Annotated in this window: 19 protein-coding genes; 15 read left to right on the top strand and 4 right to left on the bottom strand. The window is 57.9% G+C overall.

Annotated features, from left to right (window positions below; genetic code table 11):
* Positions 1-37: 37 nt before the first annotated feature.
* Both ACERK3_13875 and ACERK3_13870 read left to right on the top strand, forming a co-directional pair.
* Positions 38-1,018, top strand: a complete 981-nt coding sequence (locus tag ACERK3_13875) for a GDP-mannose 4,6-dehydratase (protein MFA9479374.1) — start codon at positions 38-40, stop codon at positions 1,016-1,018.
* Positions 1,019-1,095: 77 nt separating this feature from the next.
* Positions 1,096-2,229: a hypothetical protein gene (locus ACERK3_13870; GenBank protein MFA9479373.1), complete on the top strand. Its 1,134-nt coding sequence runs from the start codon at positions 1,096-1,098 to the stop codon at positions 2,227-2,229.
* Positions 2,230-2,288: 59 nt separating this feature from the next.
* Here the strand turns inward: ACERK3_13870 and ACERK3_13865 are convergent, their stop codons facing one another.
* Entirely contained in the window at positions 2,289-3,155 is an 867-nt protein-coding gene (locus ACERK3_13865) for a YifB family Mg chelatase-like AAA ATPase (protein MFA9479372.1), read from the bottom strand.
* Between the two features lie 484 nt (positions 3,156-3,639).
* On the opposite strand from ACERK3_13865, the gene ACERK3_13860 reads away from it, so the two are divergent.
* The 4 genes from ACERK3_13860 (at position 3,640) to ACERK3_13845 (ending at position 6,747) form a co-directional block, all read left to right on the top strand.
* A complete protein-coding gene (locus tag ACERK3_13860) occupies positions 3,640-3,783 on the top strand; it encodes a hypothetical protein (GenBank protein ID MFA9479371.1) in 144 nt (47 codons plus the stop codon).
* Between the two features lie 66 nt (positions 3,784-3,849).
* Entirely contained in the window at positions 3,850-4,218 is a 369-nt protein-coding gene (locus tag ACERK3_13855) for a helix-turn-helix domain-containing protein (GenBank protein MFA9479370.1), read from the top strand.
* Positions 4,208-5,278: a reverse transcriptase domain-containing protein gene (locus ACERK3_13850; GenBank protein MFA9479369.1), complete on the top strand. Its 1,071-nt coding sequence runs from the start codon at positions 4,208-4,210 to the stop codon at positions 5,276-5,278. The genes ACERK3_13855 and ACERK3_13850 overlap by 11 nt, the downstream gene beginning before the upstream one ends.
* 233 nt (positions 5,279-5,511) lie before the next feature.
* A complete protein-coding gene (locus ACERK3_13845) occupies positions 5,512-6,747 on the top strand; it encodes a DUF4365 domain-containing protein (protein ID MFA9479368.1) in 1,236 nt (411 codons plus the stop codon).
* A 246-nt stretch (positions 6,748-6,993) separates the two neighbouring features.
* On the opposite strand, the gene ACERK3_13840 is transcribed toward ACERK3_13845, so the two are convergent.
* Positions 6,994-8,223 carry a DNA polymerase gene (locus tag ACERK3_13840; GenBank protein ID MFA9479367.1) on the bottom strand — a complete coding sequence of 410 codons (1,230 nt, stop codon included), beginning with the start codon at positions 8,221-8,223 and terminating at the stop codon, positions 6,994-6,996.
* A 365-nt stretch (positions 8,224-8,588) separates the two neighbouring features.
* Between ACERK3_13840 and ACERK3_13835 the strand changes: the two genes are divergently transcribed.
* From ACERK3_13835 to ACERK3_13825, 3 genes are all read left to right on the top strand, one after another.
* A complete protein-coding gene (locus ACERK3_13835) occupies positions 8,589-9,839 on the top strand; it encodes an MBL fold metallo-hydrolase (protein MFA9479366.1) in 1,251 nt (416 codons plus the stop codon).
* Positions 9,827-10,093, top strand: a complete 267-nt coding sequence (locus tag ACERK3_13830; GenBank protein ID MFA9479365.1) for a DUF3006 domain-containing protein — start codon at positions 9,827-9,829, stop codon at positions 10,091-10,093. Before ACERK3_13835 ends, ACERK3_13830 begins: the two co-directional genes overlap by 13 nt.
* A 777-nt stretch (positions 10,094-10,870) precedes the next feature.
* Entirely contained in the window at positions 10,871-11,704 is an 834-nt protein-coding gene (locus ACERK3_13825) for a thermonuclease family protein (GenBank protein MFA9479364.1), read from the top strand.
* Positions 11,705-11,765: 61 nt separating this feature from the next.
* Here the strand turns inward: ACERK3_13825 and ACERK3_13820 are convergent, their stop codons facing one another.
* Both ACERK3_13820 and ACERK3_13815 read right to left on the bottom strand, forming a co-directional pair.
* Complete coding sequence (locus tag ACERK3_13820; protein ID MFA9479363.1) at positions 11,766-12,341, bottom strand: hypothetical protein; 576 nt, start codon at positions 12,339-12,341, stop codon at positions 11,766-11,768.
* Positions 12,342-13,255: 914 nt separating this feature from the next.
* Positions 13,256-15,376: a recombinase family protein gene (locus tag ACERK3_13815; GenBank protein MFA9479362.1), complete on the bottom strand. Its 2,121-nt coding sequence runs from the start codon at positions 15,374-15,376 to the stop codon at positions 13,256-13,258.
* Positions 15,377-16,091: 715 nt separating this feature from the next.
* On the opposite strand from ACERK3_13815, the gene ACERK3_13810 reads away from it, so the two are divergent.
* From ACERK3_13810 to ACERK3_13785, 6 genes are all read left to right on the top strand, one after another.
* The gene (locus tag ACERK3_13810) at positions 16,092-16,658 is read left to right on the top strand and encodes a reverse transcriptase-like protein (GenBank protein MFA9479361.1); all 567 of its coding nucleotides are present in this window, start codon (positions 16,092-16,094) and stop codon (positions 16,656-16,658) included.
* Between the two features lie 2,479 nt (positions 16,659-19,137).
* A complete protein-coding gene (locus ACERK3_13805) occupies positions 19,138-19,530 on the top strand; it encodes a DUF6573 family protein (GenBank protein MFA9479360.1) in 393 nt (130 codons plus the stop codon).
* 4 nt (positions 19,531-19,534) lie between these two features.
* A complete protein-coding gene (locus ACERK3_13800) occupies positions 19,535-20,587 on the top strand; it encodes a DEAD/DEAH box helicase (GenBank protein ID MFA9479359.1) in 1,053 nt (350 codons plus the stop codon).
* 82 nt (positions 20,588-20,669) lie between these two features.
* Entirely contained in the window at positions 20,670-20,963 is a 294-nt protein-coding gene (locus ACERK3_13795) for a hypothetical protein (protein ID MFA9479358.1), read from the top strand.
* Positions 20,964-21,058: 95 nt separating this feature from the next.
* On the top strand, positions 21,059-22,255 hold the full coding sequence (locus ACERK3_13790; protein MFA9479357.1) for a DUF932 domain-containing protein: 1,197 nt from the start codon (positions 21,059-21,061) through the stop codon (positions 22,253-22,255).
* On the top strand, positions 22,252-22,863 hold the full coding sequence (locus ACERK3_13785) for a recombinase family protein (protein ID MFA9479356.1): 612 nt from the start codon (positions 22,252-22,254) through the stop codon (positions 22,861-22,863). Before ACERK3_13790 ends, ACERK3_13785 begins: the two co-directional genes overlap by 4 nt.
* The last annotated feature ends 2 nt before the right edge of the window (positions 22,864-22,865 follow it).

Raw genomic sequence — 22,865 nt, 5'->3', positions numbered from 1 at the left:
CGACGTGATCGTTGCAGGTGCGCTACAATGCAGCGCTATGACCAGCACCACCCTCATCACCGGGGCCGCGGGGTTTATCGGTTCGCACTTGACCGATCGTCTGCTTGCGCAGGGTCAGCAAGTCGTGGGCTTGGATAACTTTTGCGATTTCTATGATCCCGCCATCAAGCACGCCAACCTTGCGCAGGCCCGCACGCAGGGTTGCTTCAGCCTCGTCGAAGCCGACCTCCGCGATCGCGACGCCGTCGTCGAGGCGGTCGCTGCGCATCGACCCGATACGGTGGTGCACCTGGCGGCGATGGCAGGCGTTCGGCCGAGCATCGAGAACCCCGCCTACTACACGGCTGTCAACCTCAACGGAACGGTCAACCTGCTCGATGCGGCGGTGGCCCAAGGCTGCAAGCGCTTCATCTTCGCCAGCAGTTCCAGCGTCTACGGCAACAACAAGAAGACACCCTTCAGCGAAGACGATCGCGTCGACCATCCGATCAGCCCCTATGCCGCGACGAAGAAGGCAGGCGAGCTGATCTGCCACAGCTACAGTCACCTGTATCAACTGCCGATCACCTGCCTGCGCTTTTTCACCGTGTTCGGCCCCCGTCAGCGGCCGGACCTGGCGATCAACAAGTTCCTTCGGCTGGTGCGCGATGGCAAGCCAATCCCCATGTTCGGCGACGGCTCGACCAGCCGGGACTACACCTTTGTCGATGACATTGTCGACGGCGTCACCGCCGCGATCGACCGCTGCGGCGAGCCGGATCGCTACCGCATCTACAACCTCGGCGGCCACTCGCCCGTGTCGCTGCGCGAGATGATCGCGACGGTCGAACGTGTCGTCGGCAAGGCGGCGCAGATCGACCGTCAACCCATGCAGCCGGGCGACGTCGACCGCACGTGGGCCGACCTCACCCGCGTCAAAGCCGAGTTGGGTTTCGAGCCCGCCACCTCGCTGGAAGAGGGTATCGCCAGGCAGTGGCAGTGGATGCAGGAGCGCGAAAACGTCGCGACGCAATCGTAGATGGATGGCAAGCCGAGTGTCGCCTGAAAGAGGGTTTGAAACTAGAAACTCGGCATCATTCGAGGTACAACCTCGCCATGCCGCCACTGTTTACCCTCGCTCAGGAAACCGCGACCACACCCGAGCCGTGGTGGCATCTGCTGTTTAACAACATCTTCGGCCTGACGATTCTGTTCATCTTCCTGACCGCGATCATCAGCGTGATCGTCAAGCTTCGTCGCAAGGACAAATGCCTCAAGCTGCTGCACAAGTACCACACCAGCTACCTCACCACGGCGGGCAAAGTTTCATGGGGCGATCTCGTCGTCTACAGCCAGGGCATCGAGCTGCGCTTCGACGCACCGCACACCACCGTCCGCGGGCTGATCAAAAGCAGTGCGATGGTCTACGAAAGCGAAATGGGCAGCTACCTCGCGCTCTGCCGGGTGGAAGAGGGGCTGACGGAGAAGGAAAAACGCAAGCGCCGCCGACAGGTTCGCAGCAGCTTCAGGCCAGGCATGCACCGCCGCTTTTTCCGCTGGCTGCGCAACATTGTCAACACGCTGCGCGATGCGTTCAACCGTTCGCTCACCGCGATCCTCGGCCAGCTCGCGCGGGCGAAGCCGGACTCGGAACTGTTCACAACCCAGCAGGCCAACGTGAACATCATCGGCCAGGACCTGCTGCTCGCGGCGGGCAATGCTTACGAGCCGATCCTTGAAGCGCACATCGGTCGGCCGGTGATTCTGAAAATCGCCAGCACGGTCGAGCCGACCAAACATGTCGTCGAGCTGCCCGGCTATCTGGTGGATTATTCGGATCGATTCATTGCCGTGTTCAATGTGGAGCATCGACCGTTGGATGTGGTGGACCTGACGTTGAACGCCTCGGTGGATCGGCCGAACGTGAAGGTCGAGTTGAACGGGCACGAAGTGCTCGTCACCTGCACCGGGCCGGAGGTGGTGGTGCTGCGGTCGTTCGAAGCGGGCAGCGAGCGGAAGAACCTGGCAGTGCCCTTGCTGCCGGGTTGCACCGTTCGGCTGTGGCGGCCGGGGCCGGAGACAACGGTGTTTCTGACGGTGGAGCTGACGCGGCAGGTGGACGTGATCTGCCCGCGAGCGATCGCGACCGTGCACTTCGGGGCCGACGCGCGCGAGCGACGCCGACGCAGACCCGACTGGTTGGGCATGGCCCCCGATCGCGAAGCGGAGTCGAACACAGGGGTCGCGTGATCAAACGATTGCCGTCTCAAGGCAGTACGTATTCAGGCGCATTGCCTTACGCGTGAAAATCACAAACCGCGATCGAGCAGCCGATACTGGATCGCCTCGGCGACGTGTTGCGGTGCGATCGCATCCGCCGTTTCGAGGTCGGCTATCGTGCGGGCGACGCGGCGGATCTTGTCGTAAGCGCGGGCGCTGAGGTTCAATGAGTCCATCGCCTGGCGAAGCATTTCCTTGCTCGCATCATCCAGCGGCGCGTGTTCGTCAAGCTCTCGGCCGGTCAATGTGCTGTTGGGTTTGAGCGTGCCGCCATTGCGATCACTTTGGCGTTTGCGGGCCGCGAACACCTGCTTGCGCATCGTGGCCGAGTCCGTGCCGGCCCGCTCGCCGGTGAGTTGCTTGTAGGGGACTTTGGGCACTTCGACGTGAATGTCGATGCGGTCGATCAGCGGGCCGGAGAGTCGGTCGAGGTATCGCTGCATCTGCCGATGGCTGACCTCGTCGACGGGCATGTCGCCCTTGGGTGTCGGGTTCATCGCGGCCAGCAGCATGAAGCGAGCCGGGAAGCGGATCGAGCTGTGAGCGCGGGCGATGGTGACGTTGCCGTCTTCGAGCGGTTGGCGAAGCGTGTCGAGCACTTGCCTTGGAAACTCAGGCAACTCATCGAGGAAGAGCACGCCGAGGTGTGCGAGGCTGACTTCGCCGGGGCGGGGGATCGTGCCGCCGCCGATGAGCGCCGCCGGGCTTGCGGTGTGATGCGGGCTGCGCACCGGCCGACGTGTGAGCAGCGATTGGCCCTTGGGGACCTGGCCCACCGCTGAGTAGATGCGCGTCACCTGCAACGCTTCATCGCGCGACAGCGGCGGCAGAATGGAAGGCATCGCCTTCGCCACCATGGTCTTGCCCGAACCTGTGAATGGGCCGAAAATCGGCACGAGTAGCTTTCCACCCCTCTCGTGGTACCAAGAATGCCGTTAAGTACTTCCATTTAAAGCGATTGGCTCGGCTTGCGATGCAAGTTCGATGAGGGTCGCCAAAAAACTTCCGAAAGCATCTTGACACAGATGAAGTATTCGGTAAATTAATTTACAGATGGCCGTCATTGGTCATGCTCTTTGAAATTACGACCCCAGCCTGTGACCGGACCTAGATCCTCCTCCCGCCGAAATCCTACCGGAACGGCGGGCAGTCCTAGGAGATGGAGTCGACTGTCGGCTCCACTAGGGTTGCGACCGTGAGAGAGTGACATGCCGCTCTCTGAAAATCGAATGAAAGGTCCCAAATATACGCATGATTGAAGCGCAGGCTGGTGCCCCCAAGCCTCGCGAGTACCTGACTTGGGCGGAAGGCTTCGCGGTGAAATCCCGCAAGCTTGCTGCCTTTCAGCGAAAGCGTGGTTCGTCGGGGGAATCACGGTCCGTGGCTTCCGCGCTCCAGTTGGCCGAGCTGATCGAGCAGATTGCTCGATTCGGTAAGGCGGCGGACGCAGAAGACGCGATTCGCGCTCGCGACCGGGTTGAACCTTTGGTTCAGGCCCTGCTCGTCGAGTTGCGATCGCTCTAGGAAGTCACCACCCAGCGCGAGGTTGTCGATGCCACGTGCTCTCAGACTGCAACAATCACATGGAGTGTGCATGTGCGTGCTATAGGAGATGCCATTCGGGTTGTCCGCATGGCGAAAGGATTTAAAGTCAAGGAGTTGGCAGAGCGATCACATCTAAGCGCTTCATTTATCAGCTTAGTGGAATCTGGTGATCGAGAACCATCTTTATCTGGTATCCGCGCAATTGCTGACGCGTTGGGCGTACCAAGCGACGTTCTTCTGCTGATGTCAAACCTAAGCAGTTCGTCACTCCGATCAACGGATCGGACAACAGGGGATGTTGTAAGGAGTGTCGACCAAATCCTAAAGGCAGAAGCTGAGTTAGAGCAAAAGCTACGGGAACTCGAAGGAAGCGAGGGGGGCAACGAGGATGCATCCAGGAGACTTGATTCTTGAAAACATTTCTTCATCGCTGCGTATTGCACACGAGACACTACCTGAATTTCTAGAAGTCTACCCCAGCCGTTTTCTGCCAACCCGAAAGGAATGGGATGGACGGAAAGTACGGATTATTGACGAGCCGGAACGTGAGTTGAAGAGGCTACAGCGAACTCGCCTACTTCGATCCTTTCAAAGATGGGGATTCCACCATCCGAGGGCTTACGCAGGCCCACAAGGGCGAAACCATGTCGCAGCCGCAAGGCAGCATCTCGGTGCACAGTGGATCATCAACCGGGATGTTTACAATGCCTTTCCGAGCGTCACGCCCCAGATGATGCACACCGAACTGGTTAGTCGAGGATTCAGGCCAGAGGTGGTCAAGGCACTTGTCACACTTTTTACGCTACGCGGTCGAATTCCCCAAGGGTCGCCACTCAGTAACATCGCACTGAATCTCGCCTTCTACCGGATTGACCATCAGCTTAGTACGCTCTGCGGACGCCTCGGATTGAACTATACACGGTATGCGGACGACATCAATGTGTCCTGCGCGAAATCGCGACGGGGACGTCGAGTTCGTATCCCTGACCTCTGCCAAGAGATCGAGAGCGCTATCCGCTCAGTTGGTGTCGAGGTTAATTCAAACAAAAAACGCAAGCGCGGTTTTCAGGGATTGGAGAAAGTAAAGGTTGTCCATGGCTGCATGGTATCCGGCGATGACTATGTATTACTCGCTCCGAACCATGAGACGCGTCTTATTGCACTCGCAGAAAAGTACCCAAGAAGGGCCAAAAGTGTATCAAGCGAGGGACTTCGTCTGTTCTGGAAGAAGAGGTCGCAACTAGTCGGATTCGCTTGGTGCGCCAGCCAACTCGATGACCGTCAACTCGTAAAGCATGTTTGGCAGAAAATTTACTTGGGCGACCGCATACTAGATAATCGCCTCGTCCGTGACGGAGCCATCCGTGCGGGCGAACGATGGTTCATGATGGCTATCGATGGCGTAGTAAATCGGTGGATGAAAGTGAGGCGTGTGCATCGCCCGCGAGCGCTTGGATTAGAAAGCGTAAGCTAGTTTTCCTGAACAGGTCGGGTGCGCGGCGGGAATGCAAGGCTGACACAGTAATCCTGACCTGGTTCGCTGCGGTGTAGCCCACTTTGAAGCTGGTATACTCATTCTGTTATGATCCGGAGAGATTTTCCGGCGGCGTCATCGCTCACCGATCCATGGCATCACAACGAGTCATGGATTAGCGCCCTGATCGATAAACGATTCTATCGTTCACCGTAACTCTTATCGCACCAGCCATGAAAGCCAAGGAAACCGAACGCACAGATCGACGCGGTGTAGCATTAGTCATGAGCACATTCGAATCGTTGGGATTTGCCTTCCGTGAGCAATCGGAGAGCGATTACGGCATCGATGGCCATGCCGAGCTCATTGATGACGAGTGCCCGACGGGGCAGTTGCTCGGAATTCAAATCAAGACTGGGGCAAGCTATCTCTCCGAACGCAACGATACCACAATCGTCTTCCGCGCTGATGCAGACCACGTGGAATACTGGCTAAACCATGCTTTGCCCGTAATTATCTGTATTTGTGACCCAGACAATCGAACGATCTACTGGCAAGCCGTCACAAAGGAGACCGCGATATCGACTGGAAAAGGATATCGATTCGATCTCCCTATAACGCAAACCCTTGACGGATCGTCCATTCAGAAGGTGGCGGATCTACTGACGCCACTAGTGCCACCGGATCGATACACAATCTTCAAGACCGAGGACATCAGCCACGGACTCGCAAAAAGATACTCCTTCAAAGTAGTCATAAACGGATATGCGTCCAAAGCAGAAATAGCCTCAATTATTCGCCAAGTAACAATGGATGGGACAAAACGCCAGTATCACCGTAACCACTTGGTCGCAGGTCGATGGAGCGGTGCTGATGCGCATGTGGTATGGACCTTCGTATATCCCAGCGCTGAAGACGAAGCCCGTTGTAACCATATTTGTCGCAGCCTATGGATAGATGAATCACTCGATGGTACGGCACGTCCAGTGTCGATAAAAGGCGAAAACATTGGGGAGGGTATTATCGTTGAATGGCGTAAAGACTACAGCTTCCTTGCCCGTCACACGTCAACGAACACCATGACGAAGGAAGACTATTTCGGCGTCGTAATATCGAGGATTCATGAACTTAAGCAGCTACTTAGCGATATCGAATCGCACCTCCGTTCTCTCGAAGCTGGCAACATCACTGAAGGCGCGTTCATTGACGCCACTGACGGCTCAAGGGAGCAAATTAACGACATCTACATGTCGATTTCGGAAATGCCCCATGCGCCTTTCGAATGCAAGGAGATGGACAAATGTCTAGAATCCTTCATTGCATCCATGCATAACATTTATTTGCTTTACTCGGACAATGGGCGTCAAACGCGGACGGCACACAACCGTTTGGTATTGTCCCTGCAACAACGGACTTACGCCCGCGAGCAGCTTGGGGAGTTGGAATACGAAATGAGGAAGATCAGGTAAGGCCGGTAGTGACTCGTTAGTGCAACGCTACGACATGGGCGGAGAATGAAGTAGCTTAAACTGCGATTATGATGAATTGAGACATCAAGTTCACATATGCCAAACCGGCAGAGATCATCCACCATTCTCTTCCCACCCACATGATCGCACAACGAGCATCGACTTCGTCTGACGGCGTGCGATCTATTTGCTTTCATGGCAACTTCAGTGCGAATCACGATCGCGAATTCACGCGTTGTGTTGGTGTTAGCGATCCGTTTCGCCGAACTCCTCCAACGTTGGAATCTGCGTAAACGAAATTCGTGTCGGCGCTGCCTCCTGCGCCCCCCACATCGCGCCGAGGTAGAGCGTGTGCTTGCCATATTTGTGATCGATCGTGTCCATGCAGTCGGCCAACTTGTCCATGTGATTCTGCTCGGCGAACAGCGGCAGGGTCGCACCGCCGTCTGCCACCAGGTGCGTGAGCACCACGCCCACCTTCAGCGGCGTGCCTGGTGGCCGCTTTCGCCACATCGGCAACGCGACATGAATCATCGTCAGCGTATCCCGGCACAAACCCAATGACACTTGCTGCTCCCAACTGCGTCGTTCGATGTACGTCACCTGCATCGTCAGGTCGCCGGCACGATAGCCGAGCCGACGCATGCGGGCGGCGGCCTTGTGGATCATCCGCGCCAGCACCGCCCACGCCCGTTCGTCCGTGCGCTGGTCCGGCGGCAGTACATGCGAGTGGCTCACGGTCCGCCGGTGCGTCGGGCGGTATGGCAGGTCGATGCCACGCAACTGCTGCCACCAGATGCTGCCGAGCACGGTGCTGCCCCACGCCTGGCTGAGATCGGCTTCGGATGCCTGGCAAAGCTGCGCGATGCTGGTGATGTGCACCGCTGCTAGCCGGCGCTCCATGTTCTTCGCGATGCCCGGCAGGTCAGTGAGCTTGAGATGACAGATCACCTCGGGCAACTGCTCGGGTAGAAGCATGGTCAGCCCGTCGGGTTTGTTCATGTCGGACGCCACCTTGGCCAGCCACGGATTGGGTGCGAGGCCGATCGAGCAACGCACGCAGGGGCCTGCCGCCTGCCGAATGGCGTCTTTGACCAGGTAGGCGATCGTCGCAGCCTGTTCAGGTTGGCGTTCCTTGCCCAGCAGTTTGCCGTACATCTCATCGATCGAGCAGACTTGGTCCACATGCAGGCAGGATTCGACCGCTTCGATCACGCGGTGGTGATACTGCACATAGCACGCCGGCCGAGCTTCGATCAGGCGAATGTGCGGACAGCGCTGTTTCGCTTCGTGTACGGGCGTGCCGGTCTTGATGCCATAGCTTTTCGCCTCGTAGCTGGCGGCGATGCAGCAGGTGGTCTCGACCAGCGTCGGCACCACCGCGATGGGCAGGCCCCGCAGATCGGGTTGCTCCTGCTGCTCGACGGACGCGAAGAACGAGTTCATGTCGGCAAATAGATAGCGTACTCCCTCCACGGCAGTATCCTCCCTCCCGGCGAATAAGTACCCGATCAGATACCGAACAAGCGTAGCGGAAGATGAACTGCGCGCCAAGATGATCGAGATTAAATTCACCACTTCCCCACCGGGCACCGCTCACCCGACAGAAGGGCCCCTCGCTGCTCGATCGTCTCCTCGTCGGCCAGGCCCAAGTGTTTCACGCTATTGCAGCCGCAGCCCATGACTAGATGCCTTCCCCTGTTGATGGGCAATACTCCGTGGTAAGCTGAGGCTGTACCAGCATCAAGCACTGTCCTGTTAACTTATCAATCGGGGGCACCATGCAGAAACGGCTTTGGACTACTTGGGCCGGGGGTGGTCTGCTTGTCGCATTCATCGGAATGCTGCTGACAATCGGGGTCGCGGGGCAAGAGCCACAACCATCTAGCAAGTTACCACATGCAACAGTCGATACCGCACTTTCTGGCAGTGTGGTTCCCGTTGCTGTTGAGCTGGGTGAGGTGGCCGATAACACATTCTCGACCACCCACGATGATCCTCAGCCAAATGAGAGTTTGACGTCATCGGACGAGTCGCCACGAACCGGCACATCCTCGTCTAACCAGTCTCGTGGTCCACCGGAGGGCCAAGTCCTCCTGCGGCACCTGGATGTCGGGCAAGCCGACGCGACGCTCATCCAGAGTCCCGACGGCACCATTCTGATCGATGCGGGGCACTGGCAGCGGAACGACATCGTCCCGCACCTGCAACGGATCGGCATCGAGACGATTGACCTGATCATCCTCACACATCCCCATGCGGATCACATCGGTCAGGTGCCCCAGATACTAGAGGCCTTCCCGGTCACCGAGGTGTGGATGAGCGGGTGGGAACACACCTCGCAGACCTTTGAACGGGTTTTGGATGCAGTGCTTGCCAGCGAGGCGGGTTACCACGAGCCCCGGGCTGGTGAATCTGTGGAGTTCGGGGACCTGCGGGTTGAGGTCGTACATCCCGTCGATCCGCTTCGTGACATCCATGATAATCTGGCTGTTCGCATTGTCTTCGGTAACTTCGCGGCCTTGTACACCGGTGATGCCGAGGTTTCGCACGAGAGGGAAATGTTAGAGGGGGAACACGAGTTGCGCAGTCAAGTGCTGCAACTTGGTCATCACGGCTCCCGCACCTCCTCCAGCCGTCGATTTTTAGATGGAGTAGCCCCGGAGGTAGCTATCTACAGTGCCGGGACCGGCAACACCTACGGCCATCCCCACCGCGAGGTCGTCAACCGTGTCACCGGTTTGGGCATCACCCTCTACGGTACCGACATCCACGGCACGATCCTCGTGACCAGCGATGGCGAGGATTATCAAGTCGCTGTAGAGCGTCGGCCGGCGGAGAACCGCCTGCGTGAGGAGCAGCAGACTGCTACTTCTGACCACGGGCAGCAGTCACAGACTGACGACTGCGTGAACATCAACGAGGCCAGTGAGGAGGACCTACAGCAAATCATTCACATCGGCCCAGCCCGATCCAGTGAGATTGTGCAGTTGCGCCCGTTTGAGAGCGTCGATCAGCTCACCCGTGTAAGAGGGATCGGACCGGCTCGTCTACGTGATATCAAAGACCAGGGGATCGCATGCGTGAGGTAGCCGTTCTAGACCGGATCGTTGATGGCAAGCACGCGGTACTAATCGTGGGCGATCCGCCCGATCGGGAGGTGGCAGTACCGATCGAGACTTTGCCGGAAGGGGTACAGGAGGGGCATTGGCTCCGAGTCATTTTGGAAGGTGAGCATCTCGTTGATGCACAGATCGACCAGGTAGCCACGGATGCTGCGAAGCAACGGATCCACTCGAAGCTGGAGCAGCTGCGCCGCCGAGGACGCAGGCTGGGCGAATCATGACTGAAGACACAGGTTCCAACTCTGCGGAGAATACAAAGCCGAAACAGCCTTACCGGTGGCTAATCCCCTTAGCTGTCGCCTCGGTCTTGCTGGCGGGCATCATTGGTTTCGGGCTTGGGCGATCTACCGACACCGACAGTCCTACGACTCCGTCTCCACCAGCGGCGACATCACCCGGTACCGTAGCACCCCCGACATCGACATCGCCGCCCATCCAGGCGACGTACCTTGGCTCACGGAACAGTAATGTGTTCCACAGTCGTGGTTGCCACGCGGCGGATCGCATTCTGTCGTCAAACTTAGTTCGGTACGGGAGCCGATCTGATGCTGTCGCTGCTGGTCGTCGGCCGTGTCGTATCTGTAATCCTTAGCATTACTAATTACAATGGTGCCATGGATCCAGGTCTCGATCATCCAACATAACCTGCATGGAATGGTAAAAGTGGGTCAACTGTATTGATCCTAATGGCGATGAGGCTGCGCCTTTTTCCAATCGAAGCTTACGAACTTGCTTTAACACCACCAGAAGTTAGTTTTCCGGATTGGGCTAATCTGCATGAGTTGTTCCTCGTTCCTGAGAAGAGGCAATAACAGTTGAATTCAAACCATGATGCAAATGTCTGGGACCGAGGGACTGCCTGCGGCATCATCGTTGGTGCGATATTGTTCGTCGCACTCGGATTATCATGGATTAGTTACGCCCCATCATCGACCGCCGACGAGGCTCCGGCTGAACATATCTCGTTGGAGGATCGCAACCCTCTGCCCGAACCGGGAATGGCCGACACGGCTGGTGAGGATCACGATTCCGAAGATTCATACAGTCGGCGCGACCCCTTCACGGGACCGTACGTCAACGCCCAGCAGCCTGCTACTACTTCAGCCAATGCTGCACCGCCAGCATCCGACCCCAGGACTCAGGCGGATTGGCAGTTTCGCAGTGTCGTAGCGGGCCACCTGATTGAACTGGTAAATAGCAGGCGCTCCGTGGTCGTCCGGATCGAAGGTGTTATCGCTCCGCTGCCAGGTGAGGAAAATGCTGGAAGATCTCGTACAGCCCTAGCGCAGCTGGTTAACAACAAACGCATTACGTTTCGTGGAACGAGTCGCGACGAGGATGGACGAGTATCGGCGCGAGTCATCCTGCCCGATGGACGTGATGCTGGCGTTGAGATGGTGCGGAGCGGCTATGCTCGAATCGCCCGTTCGGAAGAGGCCACAGACGAACTGGTTCGTCTGGAACGAACGGCCCGTGAACGAGGTTTGGGATTATGGGCCGATTCGCAGTTCAGTTCCGCTTCGACCAACGAGAGCTCCATCGACATCGGCAGGGGAACCAGTCGCGAGGCAACACATCGGTTCCCGCATGGGGTCAACCGATCATCCCAAGAGTCGGTTCGGATATCGCGACCTGCTTACCACTCAGATCCTAATCGGTATGCATCACCGGAGTACAGGCAAGCCTCGCCATCGAGGGTTGCTGAGAACGGTAGCTACTACGGACAGCCGAATCAGAATGGCGTTCCCAAGACTGTGCGCGTCCGTGGCTACTATCGTGCCGACGGGACATATGTACGTGGTCACTATCGAAGTCCGCCGAACTCCAATTGACGGTGGTTGTTAAGGTCGTGAGGCATGTGGGCGATAGCCTGACGAGTCCGGTTTATAGTTGTCAGTCCAGCATCGAAGCGTAATGAGTGGCAAGAGCTTCGTGTGCTAGCGCTGCTACATCAGGTATGATAAACCATTCAGGGTAGTAGGAGAACGCGTACCCTTTGCTGTAGGGTGCACAGTCTGGTAGTAGGTAGCGATCGTTACCATGGTGTGGAGTCAAGTAGCCATTCTGGTGATACTCGAAGCGTTGGACTGGAGATATTGGGATATCGAATAAGTATTCAGTCACGATTGAAAAATGTACTTCACACAGTATACGTATCCGCCCATCTGTTTTAAATGACCACCATAATTGCAGGCCTGAAATTCCTCCGCGGAAGTTGGCGTCATACGTTTCGTCGTATCTGTCGTCAATAATGCGTTCTTTAAATACGCGGTTTGTAATAAATACCACTTGTGCGCGTGGATAGTCATGAACCTCAGAGGGCGGCAGTATAGTAATGCGTAGGCCGTCAAAAAATGGCAATATGAATTCATCATTATAGGATGGATGTAATCTGTTACTCATAGCCATATACTGGTTGTATCGTACATGGTGCAGTTTGTGGCGAATATTATTAAGGTCGTAAGGCATGTAGTCTCCTTTGTAAGCGTTATTGTGTGTTGTTGATCTGCGAAAGGTGTGAGGTGACACTGCCGCTGTATGACGATCAAGCCCACCTCGACGTGCTCGCGAATGCCATGGATCGTCTCGACCAAAAGTACGGGCGGCACTGCCTCTTCCTAGGCGGGATGTGGGGTGCACAGGCGACGTCCCGACACGGATCTCATTCACGCAGATTCCGGATCTGGGGGATTTCGAAGGGGAGGTAACTCGAACATAAATGGGTGATTGTATTTCGATGTAAAACATCGCTCCAATCGAATTGAGTATTTATATCGCTAATGTGTCATTTTTACCTTTCTCCGAGAAGGGAGGCATAGTGGTCCACGAGGGCTTCGTGCGCCAATGCTGCTGCATCAGGCATGATGAACCATTCTGGGCAAAAAGGGTACGCGTATCCGCTGCTATATGGCACGCATTCTGGTAAAAGGGGCCATTCTTCGTCAGGGCTTGGGGTCAAGTGCCCATCCAGATGGTACTCAAAGCGTTGGCATCGATCTGTTATAGGGTCGAAGGCGTGAAGTACCTCTATAGCGAAGTACACGTCGCACAGTATACGTATGTGGCCGTGAGCTTCGTGTGACCACCAGAGAATGAAATGTGAGATCGCGCCATCAATTCGGGGCTGGCCTATTTCCATATGGCACTTAATATGGGCGTATCGATCTAGTGCGTAAGTGCTATTGAAATACAATCTGGCGTAGGAATAGTCGCACGATGGATTAGGTTGTATTACTTCAAGCTTTATATTATCAAAGTCGGGAAGGATGAGTTCATTGTCGTCAAGGTCATCTAGTGGGTGGTCGGTTATGTGGTGGGTGTGGTATGCGCATAGCAGTTTGTAGCGTATTTCATCGAGGTTGTAAGCCATGTTTGCTCCTGTATTAGCTGGTTATTGCGTTGCTAAGTGAATCGATGCGTGGCGGCATGAGTCGGTCGATCGCCCTTCTGTCCCAAAGGGATAAGGAATTATCGACTACGATAGGCTTCGGGAGCTTGCCTGATTTCACCCATCGACTGACGGTTGTGCGGCCGATGCCGAGAAGTTTTGCCACCTCGTTTCCTGTGTAACCCTTCGGTCGTTGTTGTCGGCGTTGGACTGCGAGTTGCTGTGCCCAGCAGTGCTTGTGGTGTGTAGGCACGCCGCGCCAGTAATGTCGACGTTCTACCTGGATCGGTTTGTCGCAGATATGGCAGAAGTGTTTTCCCTGGTTGTCGTGGTGCCACTGAGTGATATTGTCGCTAGTTAGTCGCACTTCGACATCGAGAGGCGTCGTGTACGTGACGTCAGTTGTTGATGTTCCTGGTGGGGCAATGGCCAAGTGCACCTTCAGTGTATGTTCACTCGTCAACGTGACGGTTAGGCCATGATGATTAATCAGTGACGTGATCAGGTGTTTGCCCTGGTCCTCGCTGTTGTTTGCAAGTGTTGCGAGTGAAACCAGGTGGTGGGCCACCTGTTCTCGGGTGATGCGTAGGGGGTGGTCATTCTCGGGTGGTGTCTCCGGTGGTGAGTTGGCCACTTGCTCGTCTAGCTGCTTGATTCGGTTTGTAAGCTGGGTAATGCGTTGCCACGCAGCCTCGCGTTCAATGCCGGTGATTGCGTTGTCGTGGCGTTCATACCAGCGTTCGAGATTCAGGCGTACTCGCTCTAGCTCCTCGTCAGGAGTTGGCTTTATGTCGAGTAAATCCTCTTGTTGTGCAGCGGCGAGGCGCTCGGCGGCTTCGTAAACACGGTCCACCAGCGATTCAGAGCTTAAGAGCTGATTCAAAGCAGACCAGAATGTCTGGTCTGCGCGTTTGAGGTTAACACGTGGTCGATCGCAACCGCCTATTGCCTCGGGGCCGAAGGTGCGCCGTCGAATGCATGCGTAATAGGCATGGTCCGTCTTGTTGTGAGTGCTTGCGGCTCGCATTGGACTGCCGCAACTGCATTGCAAGACGCCAGAGAGGGCGTATCGGCGTGTTGCGGTGGAAGCGTTGCCGCGTCCGGATTTGTGCAGGATTCGTGACTCTCGGATGGCTTGGGCACGTTGCCACTCTGCTTCGGATATTAGGGCGTCGTGGCTTCCACGGTGACGCGATTGTTTCGGCCGGGCTGTATGTTGGCGGCCTCGTGTTTCAAAGTGCTTCGCATCGTGGGTAATGAAGCCTGCATACACGGGATGTTGAATCATACGGCGTAATTGGTCGGGCTGCCATAGTTTGCCGTTCCGGGTTCGCTGGCCTGCGGAGTTGAACTCGTTAGCAATTCGCCTCATACCCCATCCGCGACGCAGATAGGCCTCGAAAGCGAATCGAACTACATCGGCCTCGGTATTGTCCACATACAGGTGTCCCCGTAGGGGGTATTCACCCTCTGCCTGCTGGCGGGCAGCTTCCTCAGGAATTCCACTGTCTCGCAATTCTGCGGCCCGGCGAGCCTGCGTGATGTAGCCATAGGGGGGAGGGCCGCCTACATGCCGCCCCTTCCAGGCGACTTGGCGTTTGGCACGTCGGACGCGATCACCCACTTGTTTGCGTTCAAGTTGAGCTGCGGCGGCTCTAACCGTCCCGGCAAACTCATCCGTGGGGCTGTCCAGGGGCAAGGGGCCGGAAAGCGTGTGAACCTCGACACCGTTGTCTTGGCACGCCTCAACAAAGCGGAGCCACAAACGCACGTCGCGGGCGAGGCGGTCCATGTCACGCACCACGACGTGCCCAATATGCCCCGCTTGTAGATCCCCCAGTAACCGACGCCCCTCGATCCGTCGCTCAAACGCAACATCACCACCGACTGCCTCCGGTTCGTCGTAGAAGGTCAAATTCGGCAACTCGGCACGCGTGGCATATTCTTCGATATCCGCGCGTTGGGCGGCAGCCGACAACCCCTTCTTGAGAGATTCGTCGCGCGTCAAGCGTATATAGGCGGCCGTGGCTCGCGGTGCATTTTCAGTGCTGCCGTGGAGCGGTGCTGATGTTGCGGCCTGGCCTACCTCGTCAGGATGTACTGTTGCGGGTTTCAATGTTGAGTATCAAGTGGGCTAGTTGCTCGATTACGTCGGGAGCAATCTGGTGTGCCATGGGGATGTCCGTTTGGCCGTTATTGGAATCGTGCTGTCTCGACTGCGTAATTCTGTCGCCAGGCAGATTTCGTGACGGAGCGCGTGGCTCGTGTTGGTCTGGGATTGGTCGGGAAGGTGGTCGTTCATGACTGGCCATACCCCTTAAATACATCGGGCGCTCCGTACCCCCCCCCCCCTGACGTCGACAAATTTTGGATGTCGAATCCTGGGGCATGCCAAAACACCAGGGATTCGCATATCACGTAAGCCGGTCGAATTGTAGAAGGGAGGCCTGCGAGCGGGAACGTGTAAGGCCTCAAGCGTAGATCGGCGGAGCATTGAGCCGTGCGGTTCATGCTTTTGCAACATTCGTAAAAAGGGCGAAGGGGGGCATGGTTTTGGGCATTCACATGGCCTAAACCATATCGGTCTGGAGGGGTTGTAGCGAATAGGGATAGGCGAGGGAATTTAATCTTGGGAAATTAGGCCAACAGCCACGCGCGGAGGGGGGGTAGTGGCGCTTTGTTATTTATGGGAAGGCGATGATCTCGTCCTCAATCTCGTTGAACGAGCGGCGAATCGCACGCCCAAAAGCCGCTAGAAGAGGCATAGCCAAGCTCCGGCGTTGGAGTCTATGTAATTATGCATGGCGGCATAAAATTTAAGGAGATGCAGTATGAATCGTAATAAGTATGCAAAGGTAGTCGGGGATGTTCGGAAGCAACGGCGTAAAGGCGGTTGGCGTCAGGCAACAGCCAAATCCAAAGACCTGAACCAAGATCGTAAACCTCTATGGATTAGCCGGTCAAGCCCATCTGTGCAACCAAGCAATCTATATGAGATCTACGTGTCTGGGGTGTCGCAACGTGAATGGTGCAGTCGAGCCGCGGTTGCTTGGGGCCTGAAGGATCCCAACGAGTCTGGACAGCTGCATGTGGATTCCTGTGGGGTGGCCAAAGCGACGTGTATTACCGCAGAGTATGAGGCGTTGTGCAAAGGGCTGGAGGTATGTAGGACGCAAGGCATCAGGGAGGTCATGATGTACACGATGGCTCAGACCGTCATGTACCAGCTGTATCAAAAGTACGCAATTAGGAAGAAACGGCTGTACAAGTATGCGTTACGATTTGACGAGCTAGCGAATCAGTTTGATACGGTATCAATCAATCATGCTAGCTATAGTGATCAGAACATGAAAGATGTGTGCGATGATGCGTATGCGTTTATAGATGCTCTGACCTGATGATGGGACAAGAAGGGTCATGCGTGTTTACGCAGAAGTGAACGCAAACGAGTGGCTGCAAAGCTATAGCGGGCCTGCGTGGGTGCTCGTGTGGGTACCCATGCAGGTCCATTGCGTCGTACCGTATGGGCAGCGGGGGGAGGGGGCAAAATCTGTGGAACGTCGCGCGAGTCGGCGTGAGTATATAAAAGTATGGGAGTAGCCTCGAACATTGCAGCCTGGGTCGCCGACCTCTCCTCGTCCAGCGATGGGGAGTTTGATGAACGCCCCTTAATTCGGCACCTACTGCCGCGGCGACGGACCCATCGAGATGTGGTTGCCGATTCACGAGCCCGGTACGAACTGGCCTGGAGCCGTGCAGAACTACCCGAGTGGCAGATGCAAGCGGCCATCTGGCTGGCTGGACACATGGATGTGTCGAAGTGGGGTTTTTGGGGCCGTAGCGAACCATATGTCCGGCTGGGGAAAGTGGTGTACGCTACAGCTGGACCGCGGTTGCCGTACCATCTGACAAACATCTTGATTGACCCGACCGTATTCATTTCCCATTTTCAAGGTCGTGAAACAATTTACTACACCGCTTCGGACGACACACCGACATGTTTGGCCTGTATCGATCTTGATGATAAAGGGGGTAGCGACCCCGAGGGCGTGGCTAAGCTTGGGCAGATTGTTCGGCGTGTGTTCGCCGACTCCTCGTGTTACGAGGAGCCGTCTCGATCCGGCACCGGAACCCACTTCTATTTCCGCTGTCGTCACGATACTCAAACACTGCGGCAGCTGGGATGGTTGCTGGGGAATCTTGGGCACCGCCTCCATCCGGGTGAAGCGGGCATTGATGCAATATGCGGTACAGCATCTGCGTGTGTAAATGTGCCATTTTTACGGACTGAAGATGACTGGTGTCGGCTACGGCGATTAGGCGTGGTTGACTTGGACAAATTGATATTACGATTGTGTCGTAACCATCCTGCGGCAGCACGGGCGTACCTTCAGCAAACGGTGCAACGTGGAGGGGTGTGGGCTACGCCAATTGTGCAGCAGATGGGGTGGTCTACGGCGACTAACACTGTCGATCATGTACAAGGCCAACGGCAGGGGCAACAGAGAACGGACGAGCAGCACCGCACAGGTGAAGCTACAAAGGCTCCGGCACGATGCACGTACACCACAAGCATACGCGGATGTGCGACGTCTGAACCACGGCGATTGCCTGCCAGTTTCTACCGCTACGCCGATCACAGAGCATGTCCGGACCGTTGGGAGGCAATGCGGTGTACCGCATACATCGCTCAATGTTACGGTTGGGAAGTGGAATCGTATGTCGAACATTACCGCCGCACGATCAGTGATGATGCAGGGGCGGCGAAGGAGGATTTACGGCGGGCATGGGCACATGCGTCGGCACAGCCTAAACGTCGGGTCGTCACGAGAGGGCGAAGTGGCCCGAAGGGCGAATTCCGAATCCTGCCGGCCGCCTTTCATCGATTCTGGCGTGGTCTACGGCGAGAGCATCAGCTGAACCGCCGTGATGCCGAGCGGCTTGGCGCCTGGCTCTACATCGCGGCCTACTCAACAATTCACGGCGACGGGGGAGTAGGGCGAAGGCAATTTCTTCAAACAGCAGCGTTGGCCCACAGGGAAGGTCTAATTGCTTGGTCTCCGAGCCGCCGGGACTACGAGAGGGGGCGTGATCTAGCGACTCAACTCCAACTGCAGAGCATTGTGGCCGAATACCGATCGCCGGTAGGACGACTGCACGGACGGGCACGCTGTTACCAAGTTTTCAAACACGTGGTTGCCTTGTTTCGACGTTGTGTCGCAGGGGGCGGTTTGCTGTTGCAAACTCACGCAGCGGGGCGGCAAGCGCCCCGCCTAGGTGAACATGTGTCATCATCTTATCGCCACGCTAGTACGGTTAGCGTAGGGGTCCGGTCGGGACGGGGGCATTTATTATGTGATGTCGCTCCAGCCTCGTTTTGTCCTGCTATTTCCTCTCTCTCTCCCGCGCATTCTGTGGAGGTACACGATGGGAATCGAATTGGGGGGAGTTGCATTGGTATGGTGTTGAACAGGCTGCAAAGGACGCGTCCCCCGCCTTCAGACCCAGCAAAGCAAGCCAGAACAGCAACGAAACGACATATTGTACAGACGGTCGAGGGTGTCAGTCTGCGCTGATGGACAAGCGTGTATGCCATCTCTATCCCCGCGTCAGGTTAAGTTGGATCTTCACTATCCACGCCCTGCCCCACGGGAACTCCTGCTCTCGCCGAGAACCACATCGGCGGGGGCAGGGGGACAACCCCCGTGATTCCGCCATACTTCCCCCATCCCCTCCATCCCCCCAGGCAAGGCCCCGGCCTGCCTCTGCTGGCGACGCCCAGCAGCAACAACCACATTATCGCTGCCCCCACGTCGTGCCATGGATGGGTAAGCAGGCACCGGAGACCTGCGATTCTTCCCAACGACGGAGGGCCCCATGGCCGAGACGCACCCCGAACCCGATCCGATCATCTATCGCTACACCCGCCAGCAGGCCCTGAACGATGGCGTGCTCGTCGATCTCACCGAATGGGCGAAAGAGACCGGCTTCCACTGCCCGGTGGCCTGCACGGCAGCGGTGTGGCACGGCTACGTCGTCCCTCGCGAGGGGTTGCGGTCGCTGGGCCAATCCGAACGCGGGCGTGGGCATGACCTGTTGTGGATGCTCTACCACGCGATCCGCCGTTCCCGCCGCAAGGATCAGCTGCTGTTCCAGGTGATTTTCCTGATGGAGCCGGAACGCCAGGAGACCGTCACGCTCAAGGTCATCTGCGGCCCCGGCGACGAAGGCGAGCCGGTGCTCACCATCCTGCTGCCCAACGAGGATTGATGCCATGCTCGAACCACGCGACTATCAACAGCGAATCATCGAGCAGGCCCTGGCGGCGGTGGACGAGGGACACCGCAGCATCCTGATCGAGAGCCCCACCGGCAGCGGCAAGACGATCATGGCCCACCTGATCGCCCAGGCCCTGCACCGCCGCTACGGGTGGCGGTCGGGGTGGACGGCGATGCGGCGTCATCTGCTGCATCAGGCCGAGGCGGACAACCAGCGATTGATCGGCTTTGAGCCCATCCGCTACTTCAGCCTGTTTGAGCAGAACCCGCCCACCGATTTCGAGGTGCTCATCGAAGACGAGGGGCACCACGCCGCCAGCGACAGTTCCGCCTCGGTCTATGCCAAGGTCAAACCGAAGCTGCACCTGGCCACGACGGCCACGCCGTTTCGCACGGATCAGCTGGCGTTGTGTTTCAGCAAGGTCATCCGCGACGCGGGCTTGCCGCAGCTGATCGAAGCGGGCTATCTCTCGCCGTATCACCAGTACATCTTCGACGGGCCGTGGACGCCGGATCAGTTGGCCCGTCTCTACCTCGAACAGCGGCGACGGTGGGGTCAGAGCGTGGGCTATTTCCTCTCGCTCGATGAATGCTTCCGTTGTGCCCGGCTGCTTCGCGAAGGCGGCGTCCGCTGCGAGGTGGTGCACGGCCACAGCGAGCAGGATCGCCAGATCGACGCGTTCAACCGGGGCGAGGTCGATGTGCTGCTCAACGTGCAGGTGCTTACCGAGGGGTTTAACAGCCCGGCCCTGAAAACCGTCTTCGCCCGACCGGCCTCCAAAGGCCCCACCATTCAGATGGTGGGTCGGGCGTTGCGGCGTCACCGCGACAAGCCGCATGCCCAGGTGGTGCAGAACACCGCCAGCGTCTGGCCGTTCACACGAATCGCCGATCCGGCGGCGAAGTTCCGCTACACCGAAGGTCGCTGGCCGATCCTGCAGGATCGCACACCCCGGCTGCACGCCGCCCACGGCAACACGCTCTCGGCGATGGCGTCGCTGGATGTGGCGTTGCCGCGTTATCTCAAGCGGAAGCGTCGGCGACGGTAGCCCCCGGTTGCCCCCCGACCGCCCCCGCATACCCCTGGCTGTGCAATTGTGCCGCCGATTCGCCTGCCATCCAATGGCCATCATGATTCAACCACTGCATCCACCATCTGACGATTCGAACCCGGTGCGTCGCCTGTCGATCGTTCGCCTGACGCTGCACGGCATGCGAGGAGCGGTCACGCTCGAACGCGTGCATCGCGGCGTGATCCGTCTGATCGATCATCAGGGCGACCGCGAACAAAAGCACACGGTGGACCATCACCACGGCCAGGTCAACGCCGCCCGGCTGGCTTGTCACTGGCTGGATGGCGGAACGCCAGCGGGTAGCGAACTGGCGTTGCTGCTGGCCTACGTGCAGGTGGTCGCCGGTCTGTAGGGAAGAATCTCCCAGGGACATTATCTCGCTCGCGGGCTCGGGACATGGGTTGGTGGAGACCGATCAACCCCAACCTTATTTAGGAGAGCCGAATCATGGTCGCCAATCTTTCGAATCTGGAACTGGAATCGCAGACGCTACCGCTGAACGCCTTGCAGGTGGAATACGAAGGCGTGGGCCGATCGGCCAGCCGTCACGAACGGGATCGCCGCACGCGGGTCGTCCTGCCCGACGGCCGTCGCATGCAGGTCAGCGGTCGCTTCTGGAACTCGTTCTCGGCCCTGTACAACCTCAGCCGGAGCGTGTTCGACTACTTCGGCCACGACGAGGTGTTCGACCGCATCACCCGCACACGGCAGGACCGCGTCCGGCTTACCGCCCAGCTGGGCGAGCATGACGATGCCGAGGGTCGGCTGCTCAGTGCCACCAATCCCTCGCGGCCACTGTTGCAGGTCGGCGAAGTGCGGCAGCTGGTCGACGAGTTCGACGGCCAGCAGATCAGCTACGCCAACGGCGTCGCCTCGGCCACGTTCGAATGTCCGTATCCTGCCGCCTTCAACATCGGCGGCGATGCGTTCCGCACGCAGTTCAATGTGCAGATGCCCCTCGATGGCTATGGCATGCCGTCGGCTTACCTTTCGCTGCTGCGGCTGGTCTGCTCCAACGGCATGATCGGTCTGGCCCGCTCGTTTAAGACCACCTTCCCCTTGGGTCGGCAGGAGACGCGACTGCTGCCGGTGATGCAGCGAGCGATGGCGAGTTTTAACAACGAGGAAGGCTTCGCCGCCTACCGTCAGCGGGTCGAAGCGGCCAGCCGATCGTGGGCATCCTTATCTGAAGCCGGGCAGCTGCACCGCTTCATCGCCGACGCCTGCACGCGGGAAGGCATGGATCACGAGCAGCGGAACGGATTGCTCGATCGACTCGATCAGGTCTGCGGCAATCCGCTGCGGTTCTACGGCCTCGCGTCAGTCGACGAGTTGTCCAGCCGCCGCTCCCGCTCGGTGCCGGTGAAGGCGACGGTCTACGACCTGTTCAACTTCGCCAGCGAGGTGGCGACGCACCACCTCACCCATCGCCAGGCCCGCGAGACCTTGCAGGCGTGGATCGGCCAGAGCCTCGTGGACGAATACGACCTCGAAGGCACCGTCGAGAGTTTCCCCGACTATCAGGACTACTTCCTGCACACCCGCTCCGGCGAAGGCGGCGAGGGTGGCGAGCGGCTCACGGCGGACGCCGTGTCGGTCGACGGCGACGCCGCCCCCGGATCGGGAGAGGAAGGTGAAGCATGACCCGGCCTGTGCGGGTGGCCCTCTACGCTCGGGTCAGCACGGACGGGCAGTCCGTCGATCCCCAACTGGCCTGCCTGCGGGAGCATTGCCGCTCCCGTGGGTGGGAGCCGGTGGAGTTTATCGATGAAGGCATCTCCGGCACGCGGGACAGTCGACCGGGCTGGAACGCGTGCTGGGATGCCTTGAACAAGGGGCAGCTGCGGATACTGGTGGTCTACGCTCTTGACCGATTGGGCCGATCGCTGCCGCACCTGGTCCAGATCATCGAGTTCATGACGGCTCGGAACCTGGTGCTGGTCAGTTACCGGGAGAACATCGACCTGGCCAGTTCCACCGGCCGCATGCTCGCGGGCATCTTCTCAGTGCTGGCCGAGTACGAGCGGTCGATCATCAGCGAACGCACCAAGGCCGGGCTTCGCAACGCCAAGGCCAAGGGCAAGCGGGTGGGCAACGCCAAGCGGTATTTCGATAAGGGCAAAGCCACGCAGCTTCGCCAGGCTGGCTGGGGCCAGGTGCGGATCGCCAAAACGCTCGGCGTCGGCGTCGGCCGGGTCAATCAGTGGGTCCGGCAGGAATACAACCGCGACCATGCAACGGAAGGATCGTAGAT

Source organism: Phycisphaerales bacterium AB-hyl4 (assembly GCA_041821185.1).
GTDB lineage: Bacteria > Planctomycetota > Phycisphaerae > Phycisphaerales > Phycisphaeraceae > Natronomicrosphaera > Natronomicrosphaera hydrolytica.
The sequence above is the reverse complement of the archived record's forward strand: the minus strand, read 5'-3'. Positions and strand labels throughout refer to the sequence as shown.